Below are 19,294 nucleotides of genomic sequence, written 5' to 3' on the forward strand. Positions count from 1 at the left end.
CGATGGCCACTGGTCTGCGCCCTGCCGGCCTGCGCCAGGCGATCCCGCTCGCGGAGTACACCACCTGGAAAGTGGGGGGGCCCGCCCAATGGTTCGCCGAGCCGGAAACCCCCGAACAGCTGATCTCCCTGAGCCGCTGGGCGACGGTCGAGGGTCTCGACCTGCAGCTGATCGGCGCCGGCTCCAACCTGCTGATCGCCGACGCCGGTCTGGGGGGACTGATCCTCTGCCTCCGCCGTCTCCAGGGCAGCACACTTGAGGCAAGCTCTGGGTTGGTGGAGGCCCAAGCAGGGGAGCCGATCCCCACCCTGGCCCGCAAGGCTGCCCGCGCCGGTCTCAGTGGGCTGGAGTGGGCGGTGGGCATCCCCGGCACCGTGGGCGGGGCCGTGGTGATGAACGCGGGGGCCCAGGGGGGCTGCACGGCCGACTGGCTTGAGGAAGTGACCGTGCTCGACCCCGGGCGCGGCCGCACACCCTTCGTGCTCAAGGCGGCGGAGCTGGCCTTCGCCTACCGCCACAGCCGTCTGCAGGAGGAACCCCTGGTGGTGCTCTCGGCCCGGTTTCGGCTGACGGCGGGCCATGACCCGGCGGAGATCAGCCGGCGCACCAGCGCCAACCTGCTCAGCCGCACCAGCACCCAGCCCTACCAGCAACCAAGTTGCGGCAGCGTCTTCCGCAACCCGGAACCCCTGAAGGCGGGCCAACTGATCGAGAACCTGGGACTCAAGGGCACCCGGGTGGGCGCCGCCCAGGTTTCGCCGTTGCACGCCAACTTCATCGTCAACACAGGCGGTGCCACGGCCAGGGACATCGATGGGCTGATCGCCCTGGTGCAGCAGCAGGTGCTCGCCGCCCATGGACTCTGGCTGCATCCAGAGGTGAAACGACTGGGCCCCAGGACCTAGCCTGCCCAGACCTCCGCATCGCATCCATGTCCGGCTTCGGGCTTCCCAACTTCGGCCAGCTCACCGAAGCGTTCCGCAAGGCCCAGCAGATCCAGCAGGACGCCCAGAAACTGCAGGATGAACTCGATGCGCTCGAACTGGAGGGGAAGAGTGAGGATGGCCGCGCCAGTGTCTGGCTGTCGGGCAACCAGCAGCCGCTGAGGATCAGCCTCGCGCCTGAACTGGTGAGCGAAGGCGCCGTAGCCACCGAAACCGCCACCCTTGAAGCGCTCAAGGCGGCCTATGAGCTCTCCACCACCACGATGAAGGAGCGCATGGAGCAGCTCACCGGCGGTCTCAATTTGCCGGGTTTCGGAGGCTGATCTCTCCCTCATCCTCGATTTCCTCCTGAAGCCGCTGACGCTGCAGACGGCGGGAGTCCCCGGTCCGCTGGGGCACAGGCACCGAGCGTTCACGGGGGGCCTCAGCGCCGAAGGCGATGTCCTGCAGGCACTGGCCGTAGAGCCCGTACCGGTCCCAGTGCTGGCCGACGGCGCAGCCGGGATCCCCCTGGTGGAGACAATTCTTGAACCGACAGGGGCTGATCGCCAGCGCCTGGCGGATCTCGGGAAACAGTCGTCCCAGGGCCTGGGGATCGCTGGGCAGATCGGGCCGGTTGAAGCCCGGAGAATCCGCCACCAGCGCCCCTTGGGCCAGGGCAAACAGCTCCACGTGGCGGGTGGTGTGGCGCCCCCGCTGCAGGCGACCTGACACGGCGGCCACCCGCAACCGCAACGCCGGCAGCAGGGCATTGAGCAGGCTGCTCTTGCCCACCCCCGAGGGCCCGCAGAGCACGCTGAGCCCCGGAGTGGAGAGCCGAGCCGCCAGCTCGCCCAACCCCAGACCGCTCAGGCTGGACACCGCCAGGGCCGCGTAGCCCCAACCCTCCAACCGCCTCACCCACGCCTCCACCTGCTCTGTGGGCACCTGATCGGCCTTGCTGAACAACACCTCCACCTGCTGGTGGCTGCGCTCGGCGGTGATCAGGAAACGGGTGAGCTGAAGGGGATCGGGTTCGGGTTGAGCCAGGGAGACCACCACGACGATGCGGGTGCAATTGGCCACGGCCGGCCGCTCCAGCAGGCTCTGCCGATCCCCGCGCCCAGCGATGGCGCCGCGCCGCTCCACCCAGTCGATCGCCTCCACGCTCACCCAATCACCCACACAGATCTGCTGACCGCGCTTCCCCAGCCGGGTGCGGCGGGTGCACAGCAGGCGCTCGACCGCTCCGGGACCGGGTCGGCTGAGCTGCACCTGGCAGAAATTGGCCTGAAGGGCCACCACCCGGGCCTCAGCCGCCATGGCGGCGGATCAGCAGGCGCACGGAGCCGTTTTCGCTGGGGCTCACCTCCACCGCGTGACCCTCACGGCGCAAACCCTCACCCACGGAACGCTCCGGCTCCCCCGCCTCCAGATCCACCCACAGGCACTCGCCGGGCTCGATCGCCTCAAGGGCCAACCGGGCGCGGATGAAGTTCACCGGACAGGGGGTACCGCGCAGGTCGAGGGCGTGCATCAACCGAACAGCCCGCCGAACAGGCCGCTCTTGTGGGGATGGTCCTTGCTGGCGTGGTGACCGGCCAGTTGATCGAGCAGGGAGCGTTCCTCGCTCGAGAGCTTGGTGGGCAACTTCACCTTGATGGTGAACTGATGATTGCCTCGCGCCACAGGGTTGCCGAGCTTGGGCACCCCCTTGCCCGTCAGCGTGAGCACCGCGCCGGGCTGGGTGCCGGCTGGAATCTCAAGGGTTTCCGGGCCATCCACCGTTTCCACCTCGATGCGATCGCCCAGGATCGCCTGCAGGTAGCTGACGCTGACCTCGGAGTGGATGTGGATCCCGTCGCGGCGCAGCTGGGAATTGGTCTGAACGGTCAGGAACACATACAGATCCCCCGCGGGGCCGCCCCGCTGGCCAGCGTTGCCCTCACCGGCCACCCGCAGGCGGGTGCCGGAATCGACCCCGGCGGGAATGTTCAGGCGCAGCTTCTTGCGCACCTGCTGCAGGCCCTGGCCACCACAGGCATTGCAGGGGTCGGCGATCACCTGGCCGGTGCCCTCACAGGTGGGGCAGGGGGCCACCTGGGTGAAGCTGCCGAAGGGAGTGCGGGTGGCCCGACGCACCTGGCCGGCACCGTTGCAGGTGCCACAGGTGGTGGGCCCGCTGCCTGATTTCGCCCCGGAACCACTGCAGGTGGTGCAGGTTTCCAGATGGCGGATCTGCACGTCCCGCTCCTGGCCGAAGATCGCCTCCTTGAAGCTGATCGTGAGGTCAAGGCGCAGGTCATCCCCCTGGCGAGGGCCGCGGCGGCGGGGGCCCGGAGCGCCGCCAGCTCCGCCGAATCCGCTGAAGAAGGTCTCGAACAGGTCGGCGAACCCGCCCATATCGCCCATGTCGGGGGCTCCGGCGGCACCGCCCAGGCCCGCCTCACCGAACTGGTCGTAGCGGGAGCGGGTCTGGGGATCGCTGAGCACCTCGTAGGCGCGACCGATTTCCTTGAAGCGATCCTCGGCGCCGGGATCCTTGTTGATGTCCGGGTGGTACTGGCGAGCCAGACGGCGGTAGGCCCGCTTGAGGGTCTCGGCGTCTGCCTCCCGTGGCACCCCAAGCAGGTCGTAGTAATCCGCCATCGGCCCTGTCAGTCGCTGCCACCCTAAAACTCACCAGCGGCCACTCCGAAGGGGTGAGAACCGACCCCCGCGCCTGGGACCAGCAGAGGTCTCAGCCCGCCTGGACGTCCTGCGCTGCCGGGTTGGGGGCGTCACCGGAGCTGGGACCAGGGCCCATCGACACCTTCACCAGTGCGTGGCGCAACACACGCCCATCGAGGTGGTACCCCCGCTGCAGCTCGGCGATCACCACGTCTTCGGGGTGCTCCTCACTTGGCTCCCGCAGCACCGCCTCGTGCAGGCTGGGATCAAAGGGTTCCCCCTCCACCCGCATCGGGGACACCCCCAACTGCTTGAACACGTCCACCAACTGTTTGTAGAGACCCTGGTAACTGCGATGCAGGCTCAGGGCCTCCTCCCCCTCGGGGTTGAGCTGCTGGCGAGCCCGATCGAAGTTGTCCACCACCGGCAGAACTTCGCTCAAGGTGGAACAGATGATCTGCTGCTTGAGGTCGTCCTGATCGCGGCTCTGGCGCTTGCGGAAGTTGTCGAAATCGGCGGCAATGCGCATGTATTGGGCCCGCAGGCTCTCGTTGTCGGCCTTGAGGCGCTCGATCTCGGCTTCGAGAAGGGGACGTCGCTCGGCATCGCCCCCTTCCGCCTGAGGAGCCCGAAAGGCGTCAGCCTGGGCCGAAGCGTCTACCGGCTCGCCCGCCGCCTGGCCGGCGTCGGCCCCGAGCCCGTTGAGGTCATCCACCGGGTGGTCTGACGCGCCCTCGGCGGCATGGTTGCCCTGGGAAGAGGAAGGCGTGGCTTCGCCGCTCATGCTGACTGAACCAGAATTTGGACTTAGACATGTTGAACGTCTGGGCCCGCCTCCCACAAGCGGGGGAAGCCCGCACCTTTGAACCTCCAGCCTGCCGTCGCCATGACCCTCACGCCCGCCCGTCCGGTTCCCGCTGCCAAGACCGTGGCCCAGCAACGGCTTGAAGTGGAGTTGCTGATGGGGGAACAGGTGCTGCGGCCGGACGTGCTGGCCCGTGGCGGCGCCGAAGCCAGCGGCAACGAAGCGGTGCTCAGCCCTGAACGCAGCCGCGAACTGGGCTGTCTGGTGGTGGGCAGGGAGGGGAACCGGGCAACGATCGCCATCCCTACGTTCTGGGGCCTGGAGCAACGGCTGGCCCTCGGGGAAGAACTGACCGCCAAGGGCCTCGAGACCGAGCTGCGGATGGCACTGCAGGAAGAGATCGAAGCCGCCCTCAGCGGTCAATCCCTCGTCCCCGACGACAGCGATGCCGGCGCCCTGCTGGAGGAGCCCATCGAGGGGGAAGGCGAGGAAGAGTTACCACCAGTTCGGCTCTCCCTGCTTGATGACCTCAACATCCCCGGACGGTTGGAGGAGTCCCAGGAGGAGGACCCCAACAACATGGACCTGGAGTCCAGCATCAACGCCTCCAACGCCTCACCGATCATCAGCCTGGTGGACAAGATCCTGATCCAGGCGCTGAGTACGGGCACCAGTGATATTCACGTCGAACCACAGGAAGATGGCCTGGTGATCCGTTTCAGGCAGGACGGGGTGCTGCAACAGCTGGAAAAACTGCCCAAGAACATCATTCCAGCGGTCACCTCACGCTTGAAAATCATGTCCGAGCTGGACATCGCCGAGCGTCGCATGCCCCAGGATGGCCGCATCAGACGGGTGTTCAGGGGCCGCACCTTCGATCTTCGGGTCAGCACACTTCCTACCAAGTATGGGGAGAAAGTGGTGATGCGGCTGCTGGACAGCGGCGCCACCCAGCTGGGCCTCGACAAGCTGATCACCGATCCTGTTGCCCTGGAAACCCTTCGCGACCTTGGTTCGAAACCCTTCGGCATGATTCTGGTGACCGGGCCCACAGGCTCGGGTAAATCCACCACGCTCTATTCGCTCCTGGCTGAGCGCAACAGCCCGGACATCAACATTTCCACGGTCGAAGATCCAATCGAATACACCCTCAAGGGCATCACCCAGAGCCAGGTGAACCGTGAAAAGGGCTTCGACTTCTCCCTGGCGCTGCGGGCCTTCATGCGTCAGGATCCCGACGTGCTCCTGGTGGGGGAAACCCGGGACCTGGAAACCGCCAAGACCGCCATTGAGGCGGCCTTGACCGGACACTTGGTGCTCACCACCCTCCATTGCAACGACGCCCCCAGCGCCATCGCCCGCCTGGCGGAAATGGGTGTGGAGCCGTTCATGGTCAGCGCCTCCCTGCTTGGGATTGTCTCCCAGCGTCTGGTGCGCCGCGTCTGCCCCAGCTGCCGCATGGAGTATCACCCCTCTTCGCAGGAATTGGGGCGCTTCGGACTGCTCAGCAGCTCTGAGGAAAATGTCACCTTCTACAAAGCCAAAAAAACCAACCATGTCGGCAGTGGCATCTGCCAGACTTGTCAAGGCAGCGGTTATAAGGGTCGGATCGGAATCTATGAAGTTCTGCGAATCAATGAAAATCTGACCTCGGCGATCTCCCAGCAAGCCACCACTGATCAGATTCGCAAAATTGCGATCGAATCGGGCATGAAGACCTTGCTTAGCTACGGACTAGATCTGGTCCGTCAGGGCTACACAACCCTGGAGGAAATTGAACGCATGATCCTCACCGACTCAGGTCTGGAATCGGAGCGCCGGGCCCGAGCGATCACCACGAGCACCTGCCGGGGCTGCGGCGCCGGCATGCGCGATGAATGGCTCGAGTGCCCCTACTGCCTGACAGCCCGTGGCTGAAACTCGTTTCGATGCTTGCTGTTTGCCTTCTGATCGAACACAATAGGCGAAAAGCATCGCGGCCATGGAGCTCTTGATCGAAGACCTGATGATGAAAGTGGTCAAGGATGGCGGCAGCGACCTTCACCTCGCCACAGGACACCCTCCCTACGGTCGATTCAATGGCCAACTTCAGCCGATCACAGAAGACAAACTCTCCGAGGAAGACTGCAACCGGCTGATTTTTTCCATGGTGAACAATGCTCAGCGCAAACAGCTGGAGCAAAACTGGGAACTGGATTGTTCCTACGGCCTCAAGGGCGTGGCCCGCTTTCGGGTCAACGTCTACCGCCAGCGAGGTACTTACGCCGCCTGCCTGCGGGCCCTGGGCAACGACGTTCCCAGCCTGGAATCCCTCAACCTGCCTCCTGTGGTGGAGGAAATGAGCCGCAAGCCCCGGGGCCTGGTGCTGGTCACCGGACCCACCGGATCAGGGAAAACCACCACGCTGGCGGCCCTGCTCGATCACATCAACCACACCAGGGCCGAACACATCATCACGGTCGAAGATCCGATCGAATTCACCTACAAAAACGATAAATCTCTGGTGCATCAACGCCAGCTCCATGACGACACCAAGAGCTTCGCCAATGCCCTGCGGGCAGCCCTGCGCGAAGACCCGGATGTGATTCTGGTGGGGGAAATGCGCGACCTGGAAACGATTCAGCTGGCCATCACCGCCGCCGAAACGGGCCACCTGGTCTTCGGAACCCTGCACACCAGCTCCGCCGCCCAGACCGTGGACCGCATGGTGGATGTGTTTCCGGCGGCCCAGCAGACCCAGATTCGGGTGCAGCTGAGCAACAGCCTTCTGGCCGTCTTCTCGCAGACCCTGTGCAAGCGGCTCAATCCTGAGCCCGGTCAGTTCGGCCGGGTGATGGCCCAGGAGATCATGATCAACACGCCCGCCCTCGGGAACCTGATCCGTGAAGGCAAGACAGCCCAGATCTACTCCCAGATCCAGACCGGTGCCACCTTCGGCATGATCACCCTGGAGAAGGCCTTGGCCGATATGGTTCTCAGAGGCGAGATCAGCGCCAAAGAGGCCCAGGGCAAAGCCAGCAAGCCAGAGGAATTGAACCGGCTGCTCGAAAACAAGATTTGATTCATTCCCTCTCTTAACGATCGATGCCCACCTTCACCGCCACCTACACCAACACCCTGGGTCAGCAACGACAGCTGAAACTCACAGCGGCCGATCAAAATGCGGCCAAACGGGACCTGCGGCGCCGGGGCATCGCCCCTTCAAGCCTGGTGGCCGGCAATGGCGCCCAAGCCGGAGCCAAGGGGGGAGCCGAGAAGAAAGGCGCCAATTCACTCCTCAGCATGGAACTGGGCGCAGCCTTTGAAAAGGTCCCAGGGGTGAAGGACAAGGCGATCTTCGCCACCAAATTGGCGGCCATGGTCGATGCGGGCGTGCCGATCGTGCGCAGCCTTGATCTGATGGCCCACCAGCAGAAGTTGCCCATGTTCAAACGGGCGATCAGCCAGATCAGTGTGGATGTGAACCAGGGCGGCAACCTGGGAAGCTCCATGCGCAAGTTTCCCAAGATCTTTGATCGGTTGTTCGTGGCCATGGTGGAGGCGGGCGAGGCCGGCGGTGTGCTGGATGAAACCCTCAGGCGCCTGGCGATTCTGCTCGAGAACATCTCAAAGCTTCAGAACCAGATCAAGGGGGCCCTGGGCTATCCCGTTGCCGTGTTCGTCATCGCCATCGGCGTTTTTCTGGGAATGACGATCTTCGTGATCCCTCAATTTGCCGATATCTTCAAACAACTGGGCGCTGAACTACCCGCCTTCACGCAAGCCCTGGTGAATCTCAGCGCTCTGTTGCGATCCTCCTTCTCCTTCTTTCTGGTCGGTGGAATCATGCTGGCGGCCTGGCTTTTTGGCCGCTTTTATGCCACACCAGCGGGGCGACGCAAGGTGGATGCCTTGATGCTTAAGGTTCCCCTCTTTGGTGACCTCATCCAAAAAAGCGCCACCGCCCAGTTTTGCCGCGTCTACAGCTCCCTGAGCAGGGCAGGCGTGCCGATCCTGCTTTGCCTGGAGATCGTTCAGGAAACCGCCGGCAACACGATCATCTCCGATGCGATCGGCGCCTCCAGAAAAGATGTGCAGGAGGGCATCCCCCTCAGCAGCTCCTTGAACAAGGGAAATGTGTTTCCAGAGATGGCGATGAGCATGTTGGCGATCGGCGAGGAAACCGGTGAAATGGATAAGATGCTGACCAAAGTGGCCGACTTTTACGAGGACGAAGTGAGTACTACCACCAAAGCACTGACGGCCTTGATCGAACCGTTCATGATCGTGATCGTCGGCGGCATGGTGGCCTCCATCCTGGTGGCGATGTATCTACCGATGTTCTCCGTCTTCGACAAGATCCGCTGACGCGGCCAACGCCCGTCCCGCGAGCCAACCGGAGCTCCAGCAGTGCTGGAAATTGAAGCCACCGGTGATGCCATCCACATCCAATAACTCTCCGGCGAAATACAGCCCGGTCAGCTTGCGGCTGGCCATGGTGGCCAGGTTCACCTCCCCGAGGCTCACCCCCCCAGCGGTGACGAACTCTTCGCCAAAGGGGCCACGACCCCCCACCGCGTAGCGGCTGGCCCGAAGGGCGTCGATCAGGGCCTTTTGCTGGGGCCGCCGCAGCTCCGCCCAACGGCCCGTGCCCTCGATGCCGCAAACGGCCAGCAGATGCAGCCAGAGCCGGCGGCTGAGCTCGGGCCAGGGCCGCCAGCTGCTCAACTGACGACGGGCCTGATCACGCCGCAGTCCCTCGAAGGCAACCTCCAGATCCTGCTGGCTGCGGCCACCGCTCCAATCCACCCGTAGCTGAGCGCGGTATCCCTGCTCCTTCAACGCCCGGGCGGCGAAGGCGGTCAGCCGCAGGGTGGCCGGACCGCTGAGGCCCCAGTGGGTCACCAGCACCGGCCCCTGCTGCTGGAAGCGAGCTCCCGGAAGCTCCAACTGCAGGCGCACCGGATCCATGACCACCCCGGCTAGCTCCTGCAACGGGTTGGGTTTCAGCGCCAGCGTGAACAGCGAAGGCACCGGCGGCACGAGCGTGTGGCCGAGGCGCGCGGCGATCTGACGGCCGCTGGGGTGACCGCCGGTGGCCAGCAGCAGCTGGCAGCAGCGCAACTCCGTGGGGCCTTCGCTCGCTCGCAGGCTCAGCTCAAAACCCTCTGGCTGGAGCGCTTCGGCCGTTTGCAGGGCCGCACCGGTGCGCAGGGTCACCCCCGCCGCCTGGGCCGCCTCCCGAAGGCTGGCCACCACCGCACTCGAGCGGTTGCTGCGGGGGAACAGGCGCCCATCGGCTTCCTCCACCAGCTCCAGGCCGTGGGCCTTGAACCACTCGACCGCCTCGGCAGTGGCAAAGCGGCTGAAGGGACCCAGTAACGCCCGGCCGCCCCGGGGGTAATGGCCCACCAACGCGCGGGGGTCCCAGCAGGCGTGGGTGACATTGCAACGGCCACCACCGCTGATCAACACCTTCGCCAGGGGTGTGGGGGTGGCCTCCAGCAGCAGCACCCCTTTGAGCCCCGCTTCGGCGGCGCTGATCGCCGCCATGAACCCCGCTGCACCACCACCGGCCACCACCAGGGGCCAGGGGGTCGCAAACGCTGGAGGCATGGGTGGACCGGGCGAAGGGCAGCATGGGGCGATGGATGACGTCTTCGCCGCCCATCGCTTCAGTGTGGCTCCGATGATGGACTACACCGATCGGCACTTTCGGGTGCTGATGCGCCAGATCACCCGCCGCAGCCTGCTCTACACCGAGATGGTCGTGGCCCAGGCCCTGCACCACGGCAGGCGGGAGACGCTCCTGGCCTTCGATCCCAGCGAGAAACCCCTGGCCCTTCAGGTGGGTGGCGATGATCCGGCCCAGCTCGCCCAGGCCGCCCGCTTGGCCGCCGACTGGAATTACGACGAGATCAACCTGAACCTGGGCTGTCCCAGTGAAAAGGTGCAGAAGGGCCGCTTCGGGGCCTGCCTGATGGCTCAACCGGACAGGGTCGCCCAATGCGTGGCGGCCATGGCCGCCGCCGGGCCCCTGCCCGTGACCGTCAAGCACCGCATCGGCATCGATGCGCTCGATTCCTTCGAAGCCCTGCTGGCCTTCGTCGACCGGGTGGCCGCCGCCGGAGCGAGTCGCTTCAGCGTGCACGCGCGCAAGGCCTGGCTCAGCGGCCTCGACCCCAAGCAGAACCGCACCATTCCCCCCCTGCGCCCCGAGCTCGTTCACCAGCTCAAGCAGGAACGGCCGGAGCTGCGCATTGAACTCAATGGCGGTCTGCAGCACCTGGAGGACTGCCGTCCCCACCTGGAGCATCTCGACGGGGTGATGGTGGGGCGGGCCGCCTACGACCACCCCCTGCGCTGGCGGAGTGTGGACCGGGACCTGTTCGGCGAGAGCGGGGCAACGCTGGCCTCGGCCTCATCGGTGGTGCGGGGCTTGGTTCCCTATGCGGAGCGCTGGTGTGCCGGCGGCGGGCGGCTATGGCCGATCGCCCGCCACCTGGTGCAGGTGGTGGAAGGGGTGCCTGGAGCGCGCCACTGGCGCCGGCAGCTTGGTGAAGCCGCCGGGGCCAGAGGCGCGGGGCCGGAGGTGCTGGTGAGGGCGGCCCTGCAACTGGAGGACCGCGGCCTCTGAATCAAGCCGGCTGATTACCCTGCACCGGCAGATCCCCGGGACCAAGGGAGCGGCCCTGGCTCAGACCTCAGCCCCGCCGTAGCCATCGTCGCTGGAGCTGTCGGCTCCAGCACCGGTGCTGCCGCTGCGCCGCCGGCGGCTGCGGCCCTCCTCGAAGCCCTCGGCGCCACCGCCGTAGCTGCGGTCCTCCCAGCCGCTGGCCCCGGAACCCCGTTCGGTCTCCGCGCCGGACGCGGGGCTGGCGGCACCCCGATAGCCGCCACCGCCACCGCCACCCACGCCATAACCACCACCACCGCCGTAGCCACCGCGCTCGGCCGGACGATCACCGCCATAGCCTCCACCACCGCCGCCGCCGCCGTAACCGCCACCCGAACGCCTGGGGGCGCCACTGCCACGGGGCTCTGCCTTGTTGATCCGCAGCGGACGGCCCATCAATTCGGCGCCCTGCAGGGCGTCAATAGCGCGGCCTTCGGCGGCATCATCGGCCAGTTCGACGAAGGCGAATCCCCGCTTGCGCCCGGTGTCCCGCTCCAGGGGGAGGGAGCAATTGACCACACCACCGAAGGGGGCAAACAACTCCGCCACGTCTTCCTGCTCCGCGCGGAAGGGGAGGTTACCGACAAAAATGCTCACGGACGGATGGGACCGAATGACCGGGATCGGGGAGGTCACAGCACACGATCCAAGGATCGAATCAGTGACCTCTCACCTTCCAAGATTAGTCCGAATGGGACATCCGACCACGCCCCGAAAAACGCACGTTCAGGGCTCCAGACGGGCCGCGGCCCTCCGCAGTTGCTTCGCCACCTGCTCGAATCCGGTCCCCCCCTCACTGCGTCGGGCCGCCACCACCTGGCGGGGGTGGATCGCTTCAAAAATGTCGGCGGCGAAGGCCGGATGAAGCTCCTGCCAACGCTCCAGGGGCAGTTCCCGCAGCAGGACCCCCTCGGCCAGACAGCGCTTCACCAGTCCTCCCACCAACTGATAGGCCTCTCGAAACGGCACCCCCTTGGCCGCGAGATAGTCGGCCACATCGGTGGCGTTGGAGAAATCGGCCGCCACCGCCGCCTCCAGGCGCTCAGGGCGGAAGCTGATCCCTTCTTCCAACAGGATCGCCATCGCCTCGAGGCAATCGAGCGTGGTGCGAACCACGTCGAACAGGGCCTCCTTGTCCTCCTGGAAGTCTTTGTTGTAAGCCAGGGGCAGGCCCTTGATCATCACCAGCAGGCCCTGGAGATGGCCGAAGACCCGGCCGGCCTTGCCCCGCACCAGCTCGGGCACATCGGGGTTCTTCTTCTGGGGCATCAGGCTGCTGCCGGTGGCGCAGCGGTCGCTGAGGCGCACGAACCCAAACTCCTCACTGGCCCAGAGAATCACCTCCTCACTCAGGCGGCTGAGGTGCACCATCACCAGGCTGGCGGCGGCACTGAACTCGACGGTGAAATCCCGGTCGCTGACGGCATCGAGGCTGTTGGCGTAGATCGCTTCGAAGCCCAGGGCCTCGGCGGTGTGACGGCGATCGATCGGCACCGGGGTCCCCGCCAGGGCCGCTGCGCCCAAAGGAGAGATGTTCACCCGCCGGCGCAGGTCGCCCAGGCGCTGGCGATCGCGCTCGGCCATCTCCACGTAGGCCAGCAGATGGTGGGCCAGACAGATCGGCTGAGCCCGCTGCAGATGGGTGTAGCCCGGAATCAGGGTCTGAGCATGGGCCTCGGCCAGGGCGAGCAACGCCCGCTCGTACCGCACCAGGGCCCCGTCGATGTGGTCGATCTTCTGCCGCAACCACAGCCGCAGGTCGGTGCCCACCTGGTCGTTGCGGCTGCGGCCGGTGTGCAGCTTCTTGCCCAGGGAACCCAACAAGTCGATCAGCCGCCGCTCGACGGCGAAATGCACGTCCTCGGCCTCCAGCCCGGGGTTGAACGCACCGGCCGCCGCCTCGGCGCGGATGGTCTCCAGGCCCGCCACCAGCTGCTCGGCCTCCTCGGCCGTGATCACGCCGCAGCTGCCGAGCATGCGGGCATGGGCGATCGAGCCGTCCAGGTCCTGGGGCAGCAGCTCGAGGTCGAAGCCGATCGAGGCGTTGAAGCGCTCGATCGCCGGATGCAGCCCCTGCTCGAAACGGTTGCTCCAGCTGCCGTCCGCACCCCCCGTGACACCGACCGCCGGCTTGGATTCAGGTGCGTCGGGTGCCATCGGGGCCGCTGAACAACCGCAATCCTTCAGCTTGGCACCCGACGCCAAGGGTTCAGATCGGCAACGGGGGCAGCGCCACCTCCTCCCGCACCTTGAGCACCACCATCGAGGCGTCGTCCTCAAGCTGGCGATCGGGACCGACAAAGCGATCCAGGCGGCCGAAGAGCTGATCGAGAATGCCCTGGGCGCCGATGCCGGAGCGACCGGCCGTCTGCAGGGCCCGCATCAACCGCTCCTCATCGAAGCGCTCGCCGGAGAAACCGGCGGCCTCGGTGACCCCATCGGTGTAGTAGAGGAGCACGTCACCCGGCTCCAGCACCAGTTGCTCGCTGCCGTAATCGGCATCGGGCTGCAGGCCGATCAGCAGGCCCGGCGCATCGAGCCGATCGACGCTGTTGCGCTGACGGCGCCAGATCAGCGGCGGGTTGTGGGCCGCGTTGGCGTAGCGCAGCAGGCGGGTGCGGGGGTCGAAGTCGGAATAGAAGAGCGTGACGAAGCGGTGGGAGTGGGCCAGGTCCTCCTGGGCCAGCTGGTTGAGGTCATGGAGGATGCGATCCGGTGGCAGGCCGCTGAGCACCTCAGCCCGCAGCATTCCCCGCAAAAGAGTCATCAGCAGCCCGGCGGGCACCCCCTTGCCCATCACGTCCCCCATCACCAGGGCCCAGCGGCCCTGCTCCCGCAGACGACCCAGCAGTTGGGGGCGGGTGGGGATGAAGTCGTAGTAGTCACCTCCCACCTGGAAGGCGGGGCGGCAACGGGCCGCCAACTCGACACCTTCGATCACCGGGCAGTGGTCCGGAAGGAGCTGGGCCTGAATCTCGGCGCCGGTGCTGAGCTGACGGTCCAGGCGCTCGTGCAGGCGCCGGTCCTGCACCAGGGCTTCGCTCTCCAGGGCCACGCCAGTGAGATCGGCCACCAGTTGCACGTGACGGCGGTGCACGTCGCTCCAGTTCAGAGATTCCCTCGCGCCGAACACATAAAGGCGCCCCCGCTGGCGGTTACGCGCCACCACGGAGGTGCCGAAAAAGAGCTGATCCTTGAGCAGGCGGCCCAGGTGCTGATCGAGCCGTTGGGCGACCACCTCCTCGCCCGCCTCGATCGCCAGCTGGCGGTCCTCGAGCCGCCCCAGCTGGCGCAGCCGCTCCCCATAGGGTTCAGGGGCGCTCACCTGCAATTGCTCCCGCCACAGCCTGCCATCGCTGTGGAACACCACCAGCACGGCTCCCTCGGCCCCCACCAGACGGGAGGCCACCAGGGGCACCAACTCCAGAAAGCGGTTGAGGTTGGTGTAGCTGCGCAGGGCAAAGCCCAGGGAACTGAGCAGTTCCAGATTGCGGCGTTGCTCGCGGCTGAGGCTGTCCAGCAGCTCCCGCAGCGAGGCCGCAGCAGTGGCCGCTCCCGCTGCCTTCAGCGGCGCCGAAGACGGCAGGGGGGAACCGAAAGCGGACGGCTGGCTGCTCAACGGAGCGGCCGCGGAGGACTCGAAAGGTAGCAGCGGCACCTGGGTATCCCAGGGCCGTGGACCCTAGATCGCCAACAGAGCCTCAACGAACTCAAAGCTATTGAACGGCCGCAGGTCGCGGATCGTTTCGCCGGCGCCGATGAAGCGGATCGGCAACCCAGCCTCGGAGGCCACGGCCACCGCCACCCCACCCCGGGAGCTGCCATCGAGCTTGGTGAGCACCACACCGGTGAGCCCGGCGGCCTTGGCGAAGGCCATCGCCTGGCGCAGGCCGTTCTGGCCCTGGCTGGAATCGAGCACCAGCAGGGATTCCACCGCGGCCTCCGGCGCCAGGCGATCAATGATGCGCCGCACCTTGGCCAGCTCCTCCATCAAGTTGTGCTTGGTCTGCAGCCGTCCGGCGGTGTCCACCAGCACCAGATCGAGGCCCTTGGACTGGGCCGCCCCGATCGCATCGAAGACCACGGCGGCAGGATCAGCATTGGCTGAGGTGTTGGCGATCACGGCCACACCGCTGCGCTCAGCCCAGACCTTCACCTGTTCCACCGCCGCGGCCCGGAAGGTGTCGGCGGCGGCGATCAGGCAGGAGTAGCCGCTGCGCACCGCCAGGTTGGCCAGCTTGCCGAGGGTGGTGGTCTTGCCCACACCGTTCACCCCCACCAGCAACCACACGTTCAACCGGCCCCGCTCCGGGGCCAGCAGGGGACGCCCACTAGCGTTGATCGGCCGCTCCAGCAACTCCTGGAGCTGCTGCTTGAGGAAGCGGATCCCCTCGGAGGGGTCCACCACCTGCTCGTTGAGTCGGCGGCGCAGGGCTTCGAGCACCTGATCGGTGGCCGTGACGCCCACATCCGCGCGCAGCAGCAGGGATTCGAGGTCCTCGAGCACCTCCGGCCCGAGCGGGTCATCACCGAAGGTCTCCAGAAGCTGGGTGACCAGCCCCTGGCGGGACTTCTCCATCCCACGCCGCAGACGCGAGAGCCAGTCGATCTCCTCCAGGGAGACCTGATCGAGCTCACGGCCCTGGGCCGCCAGCACCTCCGCCGACCAGGTGAAATCGGCGTCGAAGGCGCCCAGCTGGGGCTGATCCTCATCGTGTGCCTCCGGCGACTGGGGAGCGCGCTCCAGCAACTCCCGTTGGCGCTGACTGCGCTCGGCCGCGGCCTGCTCCAGCAGCGACAAGCCCGCCTGGGGTGGCTCGACCCCAGAAGGTTCGGGAGGAGCGGCCACCGAAGGGGCCGGCGCCTGGGCCTCGGGCGAAACGACGGCGACCTCCAGCCCTGCTGCCGTCTCAGCGGCCAGGCGCTCGGCCTCCTGCTTCTGCTTCAGCCGCGCATAGGCCTGGCGCGCCCAGTCGAGGGCCTCCTCGCGGGCCTGATCAGCCGCTGCCGCGGGGGCCGGTGCGGCAGGTTCAGGCGGGGGAGGAGCCTCCAGCGGAGCGGTGGCGCCTGGGATCGGCTGTTCTGGGATCGGCCCAGGCTCAGGCGTGGGGGCCGCGCCCTCACTGGCCGCGCTGCGACCCCGCTGGAACCAGTCGAACTCCATCGCTCAGGACACCGCCTGGGTGAAACGGCGCAGCACGCCATTGATCATCCGCCGGCCCTGCTCGTCGCTGTAGCGATTGGCGAGTTCCACGGCCTCGTTGCAGGCCACCGCCGGCGGCGTGCCGAAGGCCTCGATCTCCGCCGCCGCCAGGCGCAGGATGTCGCGGTCAATGCGCGGCAGGCGGGTGAGGCGCCAGCCTTCCATCACCCCATCGAGGCGGGCATCCAGGGCCTCCCGCCGCTGGAGCACGGCCCGGGCGCGATCCAGCGCACCCCTGCGCACTCCCTCCTGGTCAGCCAGCAGCAGCAGCCGCGGCAATTCCAGGCTGGCGGAAAGCTGGTTGAGCGCCAGCTCCGCCTGGGTGAGGCCCTGCTGCAGGTGGTCGCGCACCTGGGGCAGGCGGTCCTGGCCATCGAGCAACTCGCTCTCAAGCAGATGCTCTTGCGCCTCCTGAAGGGCGCTGGCGGAGCGGTCGAGGGCTTCACGCACGTGCTGGGCCAGGGTCGCCAAGGCCTGGTTGAGCAGCCCATCCAAGGCCAGATCGGCGGCGGGAACGCGGTCGTTGGTCTGGCCCAGCATCAGCAGGGCCAGTTCTCGGGCAACGGATCGACTCTGCATCGGGCACCTGGTGAGACCAGCCTGGGCTCAGGCCTTGTTGGGGGGAGGAGTGGAATAAGCGGGGGCCCGCAGCTGGGCGAGCAAGCTGGAAAAACTCCGGCTGGCCGGTGTTTCACGCTCATCCGGGCTGACGATGCCGGCCGAGATGATCGTGCGGAAGGCATCCTCCACCGACAGGTCGATGTCCTGAACGGCCGTCTCGGGCACGACGGCATACCAACCGGTGGTGGGATTCGGGGCGGTGGGGATGAACACGCTCAGCATCGGCTGAGGAAATCCCGCCTGCACCGAAGATCCGATCACCCCGGTGACGAAACCAAGCGCATAGAGACCCTCGCGGGGGTACTCCACCAAGACCACCCGCCGAAAGCGCGTGGAGTTGTCGCGCAGGAAGGTTTCCAGCAGCTGCTTGAGGGTCTTGTAGACCGATCCCGCCAGGGGGATGCGCAACAGGGTTCCTTCGCCGAACTCCAGCAGCCAGCGACCGACGATGTTGCGGGCCATCAGACCGATCAGCAGGATCCCCAGCAGCGGCACCAGCAGACCCACGCCGAGGTTGATCAGCTCCTGCAGCAGCGGATTGAGGGTGTTGAACGGGTTGAACTGCTTGGGGATCGTGGTCAGGAACGCCAGCACGAAACGGCTGACCGTGGTGGCCAGCCAGATGGTGGTCGCCAGCGGAATCACCACCAGCAGACCAGCGATCAGGTCGTTCTTGAGATCCTGCTGGAGCCTGCTGGGCAGCGGTTGATCGGTTCGGGGACTGGATTGAACCAAGTGGCGACCCGGAGATCCGGCGGTCGTAGATCTCCGTGCAACCTAGCCAGCCGTCAGAGCGCCGAGGCGAGCGCCAGCAAGGTGAAGGCCACCGCCAGCACCAAGGCCGAGCCCGTGCCGCCGAACCGACGCTGGTTGATCGACAGATCCCGGGCCCGTTCGGCCTGCTGAATCTGCTTGTCCGCCTGCTGCAAGCGGCTCTCGAACTGCACCTTCACCAGCTGAAGTTTCTGCTCGGCCGTGCCGCCCGGAGGCAGCTGTCCGGACTGCTCCAACTGGGCCACCAACTGCTCGAGGGCCTGGGGGTTCTTCATCTGGGCACGGGCTGCCTGCACCTGGCTGCGCTGGGCGGCCAGCTGCTGCTCGGCCTGGTCGGAGAGCGCCCGATCGCCGCTGATCGACACCGGCACGGCCACCAGCAGGGCGATCGCCAGCACGGCACTGATGCCGGTGACCAGCCAGCGGACGGGGGTGTGCTTCTCGTTGGGATGGTCGAGGCGTGAGGAGAGCAGCACCAGCAGCAACCCAAGCAGGGCCATGGGCGCCTGGCTCACCAGGCGTTCCACCACCAGCTGACGGAAAGCCTCCTCGCTCCAGGCCCAGGGAATCAAGGTGGCCACGAGCTGCAGCAGGAGCAGCACCACAAGGGTGAGGCCGAGCCAGCGCAGAACGGTGGAGAAACGCCCGGAGGCGGCAAGGGTGGTCACATCACAATGACGATGTCGCGCAACTGTACGGGTGAGAACCGACCTGGCCCAGCGGCTGAAACAGGAGGCGAAGGCGCTGGGCTTCGATCCGGTCGGCATCGCCGCCGTGCCCGGTGGCGCCAATCTGCGCCTGCGCACCGCCGCCCTGGAGCGCTGGCTCCAGGCGGGCCACCAGGGGTCGATGGGCTGGATGGCGGACCCCCGCCGCACCCGGGTGGAAGGCCTGCTGGAGGGGGTGCGCAGCCTCGTGGCGGTGGGGTTGAGCTACCACGTGGCCGCCGGGCGGGCCCCCGGCTCCCTGGCGATCGCGCGCTACGGCTGGGGCCGGGATTACCACCGGGTGATCGATGGGCGGTTGCGGCGACTGGGGCGCTGGCTGGGGCAGCAGGTGCCGGACAGTCGCTGGCGGGTGTGCGTGGATGCGGCACCACTGCTGGACAAGGCCTGGGCGGAGGAGGCGGGCCTGGGCTGGATTGGCAAAAACGGCAATCTCATCCACCGGCACAGGGGCTCCTGGCTGCTGCTCGGCCACCTGCTCACCACCGTGGAGCTGCCCGCCGACAGTCCTGCGGAGCCCCTCTGCGGCAGCTGCAGCCGCTGCCTCGAGGCCTGCCCCACCGGCGCGATCAGCGAGCCCTTCGTGGTGGATGCCCGCCGTTGCCTGGCCTTCCACACGATCGAAAGCCGCGAACCAACCCTTCCGGCTGCGATCAAGGCAGGCCTGGGGCCCTGGGTGGCCGGCTGTGACATCTGCCAGGACGTCTGCCCCTGGAACGGGCCGGCGTTGGAGCCCTCCAGCGATCCGGATGTGCAGCCGCGGCCCTGGATGCTGAACCTGGAACCCGAGCAGGCCCTGGGCTGGAGCGACGCGGAATGGGATGAACGGCTGAGGGCCTCAGCCCTGCGCCGCATCAAACCCTGGATGTGGCGACGGAATGTCAGGGCCGCCCTGGGGCGAGACCCCTAGGCTGCTTC

19 protein-coding genes are annotated in these 19,294 nt (G+C 66.7%); 7 read left to right on the forward strand and 12 right to left on the reverse strand.

Going from position 1 to position 19,294, the window contains the following annotated elements; genetic code table 11:
* The first annotated feature begins 2 nt into the window (after positions 1 to 2).
* Both murB and KBZ13_RS11415 read left to right on the forward strand, forming a co-directional pair.
* Positions 3 to 905: a UDP-N-acetylmuramate dehydrogenase gene (gene murB / locus KBZ13_RS11410; protein WP_255009248.1), complete on the forward strand. Its 903-nt coding sequence runs from the start codon at positions 3 to 5 to the stop codon at positions 903 to 905.
* 26 nt (positions 906 to 931) lie between these two features.
* Positions 932 to 1,267: a YbaB/EbfC family nucleoid-associated protein gene (locus KBZ13_RS11415; RefSeq protein WP_255009250.1), complete on the forward strand. Its 336-nt coding sequence runs from the start codon at positions 932 to 934 to the stop codon at positions 1,265 to 1,267.
* Here the strand turns inward: KBZ13_RS11415 and rsgA are convergent.
* The 4 genes from rsgA to grpE form a co-directional block, all read right to left on the reverse strand.
* Complete coding sequence (rsgA, locus tag KBZ13_RS11420) at positions 1,242 to 2,246, reverse strand: ribosome small subunit-dependent GTPase A (RefSeq protein WP_255009252.1); 1,005 nt, start codon at positions 2,244 to 2,246, stop codon at positions 1,242 to 1,244. The genes KBZ13_RS11415 and rsgA overlap by 26 nt on opposite strands.
* On the reverse strand, positions 2,236 to 2,460 hold the full coding sequence (locus tag KBZ13_RS11425) for a sulfurtransferase TusA family protein (RefSeq protein WP_255009253.1): 225 nt from the start codon (positions 2,458 to 2,460) through the stop codon (positions 2,236 to 2,238). Before KBZ13_RS11425 ends, rsgA begins: the two co-directional genes overlap by 11 nt.
* Entirely contained in the window at positions 2,460 to 3,572 is a 1,113-nt protein-coding gene (dnaJ, locus tag KBZ13_RS11430) for a molecular chaperone DnaJ (protein WP_255009255.1), read from the reverse strand. The genes KBZ13_RS11425 and dnaJ overlap by 1 nt, the downstream gene beginning before the upstream one ends.
* A 91-nt stretch (positions 3,573 to 3,663) precedes the next feature.
* The gene (gene grpE / locus KBZ13_RS11435; protein WP_255009257.1) at positions 3,664 to 4,377 is read right to left on the reverse strand and encodes a nucleotide exchange factor GrpE; all 714 of its coding nucleotides are present in this window, start codon (positions 4,375 to 4,377) and stop codon (positions 3,664 to 3,666) included.
* 102 nt (positions 4,378 to 4,479) lie between these two features.
* On the opposite strand from grpE, the gene KBZ13_RS11440 reads away from it, so the two are divergent.
* The 3 genes from KBZ13_RS11440 to KBZ13_RS11450 all read left to right on the forward strand — a co-directional run bounded on the left by KBZ13_RS11440 (position 4,480) and on the right by KBZ13_RS11450 (position 8,745).
* Positions 4,480 to 6,315 (forward strand): GspE/PulE family protein, encoded by a 1,836-nt coding sequence (locus tag KBZ13_RS11440; RefSeq protein ID WP_255009259.1) that lies wholly within the window; start codon positions 4,480 to 4,482, stop codon positions 6,313 to 6,315.
* 64 nt (positions 6,316 to 6,379) lie between these two features.
* Entirely contained in the window at positions 6,380 to 7,459 is a 1,080-nt protein-coding gene (locus tag KBZ13_RS11445; protein WP_255009261.1) for a type IV pilus twitching motility protein PilT, read from the forward strand.
* A 23-nt stretch (positions 7,460 to 7,482) separates the two neighbouring features.
* The gene (locus KBZ13_RS11450) at positions 7,483 to 8,745 is read left to right on the forward strand and encodes a type II secretion system F family protein (protein WP_255009263.1); all 1,263 of its coding nucleotides are present in this window, start codon (positions 7,483 to 7,485) and stop codon (positions 8,743 to 8,745) included.
* Here the strand turns inward: KBZ13_RS11450 and KBZ13_RS11455 are convergent.
* The gene (locus KBZ13_RS11455) at positions 8,710 to 9,993 is read right to left on the reverse strand and encodes an NAD(P)/FAD-dependent oxidoreductase (protein WP_255009265.1); all 1,284 of its coding nucleotides are present in this window, start codon (positions 9,991 to 9,993) and stop codon (positions 8,710 to 8,712) included. The genes KBZ13_RS11450 and KBZ13_RS11455 overlap by 36 nt on opposite strands.
* 31 nt (positions 9,994 to 10,024) lie before the next feature.
* On the opposite strand from KBZ13_RS11455, the gene dusA reads away from it, so the two are divergent.
* Positions 10,025 to 11,014, forward strand: coding sequence for a tRNA dihydrouridine(20/20a) synthase DusA (gene dusA / locus KBZ13_RS11460; protein ID WP_255009267.1), 990 nt, complete (start codon positions 10,025 to 10,027; stop codon positions 11,012 to 11,014).
* 60 nt (positions 11,015 to 11,074) lie between these two features.
* On the opposite strand, the gene KBZ13_RS11465 is transcribed toward dusA, so the two are convergent.
* From KBZ13_RS11465 to KBZ13_RS11495, 7 genes are all read right to left on the reverse strand, one after another.
* Positions 11,075 to 11,650: an RNA recognition motif domain-containing protein gene (locus tag KBZ13_RS11465; RefSeq protein WP_255009269.1), complete on the reverse strand. Its 576-nt coding sequence runs from the start codon at positions 11,648 to 11,650 to the stop codon at positions 11,075 to 11,077.
* Between the two features lie 129 nt (positions 11,651 to 11,779).
* Positions 11,780 to 13,210, reverse strand: coding sequence for an argininosuccinate lyase (gene argH, locus KBZ13_RS11470; protein WP_255009270.1), 1,431 nt, complete (start codon positions 13,208 to 13,210; stop codon positions 11,780 to 11,782).
* A gap of 52 nt (positions 13,211 to 13,262) precedes the next feature.
* Entirely contained in the window at positions 13,263 to 14,639 is a 1,377-nt protein-coding gene (locus KBZ13_RS11475) for a PP2C family protein-serine/threonine phosphatase (RefSeq protein WP_255009401.1), read from the reverse strand.
* A 96-nt stretch (positions 14,640 to 14,735) separates the two neighbouring features.
* A complete protein-coding gene (ftsY, locus tag KBZ13_RS11480) occupies positions 14,736 to 16,217 on the reverse strand; it encodes a signal recognition particle-docking protein FtsY (RefSeq protein WP_255009272.1) in 1,482 nt (493 codons plus the stop codon).
* 3 nt (positions 16,218 to 16,220) lie between these two features.
* Positions 16,221 to 16,835: a transcription antitermination factor NusB gene (gene nusB, locus KBZ13_RS11485; RefSeq protein WP_255009274.1), complete on the reverse strand. Its 615-nt coding sequence runs from the start codon at positions 16,833 to 16,835 to the stop codon at positions 16,221 to 16,223.
* A gap of 27 nt (positions 16,836 to 16,862) precedes the next feature.
* A complete protein-coding gene (locus KBZ13_RS11490) occupies positions 16,863 to 17,612 on the reverse strand; it encodes a DUF502 domain-containing protein (RefSeq protein WP_255009276.1) in 750 nt (249 codons plus the stop codon).
* Positions 17,613 to 17,665: 53 nt separating this feature from the next.
* Complete coding sequence (locus KBZ13_RS11495) at positions 17,666 to 18,319, reverse strand: HpsJ family protein (RefSeq protein WP_255009277.1); 654 nt, start codon at positions 18,317 to 18,319, stop codon at positions 17,666 to 17,668.
* Positions 18,320 to 18,350: 31 nt separating this feature from the next.
* Between KBZ13_RS11495 and queG the strand changes: the two genes are divergently transcribed.
* Entirely contained in the window at positions 18,351 to 19,286 is a 936-nt protein-coding gene (gene queG / locus KBZ13_RS11500) for a tRNA epoxyqueuosine(34) reductase QueG (protein ID WP_255009284.1), read from the forward strand.
* Positions 19,287 to 19,294 lie beyond the last annotated feature (8 nt).

Origin of the sequence: Cyanobium sp. ATX 6F1 (assembly GCF_024346315.1) — a bacterium.
In the GTDB taxonomy this organism is placed as follows: domain Bacteria; phylum Cyanobacteriota; class Cyanobacteriia; order PCC-6307; family Cyanobiaceae; genus ATX-6F1.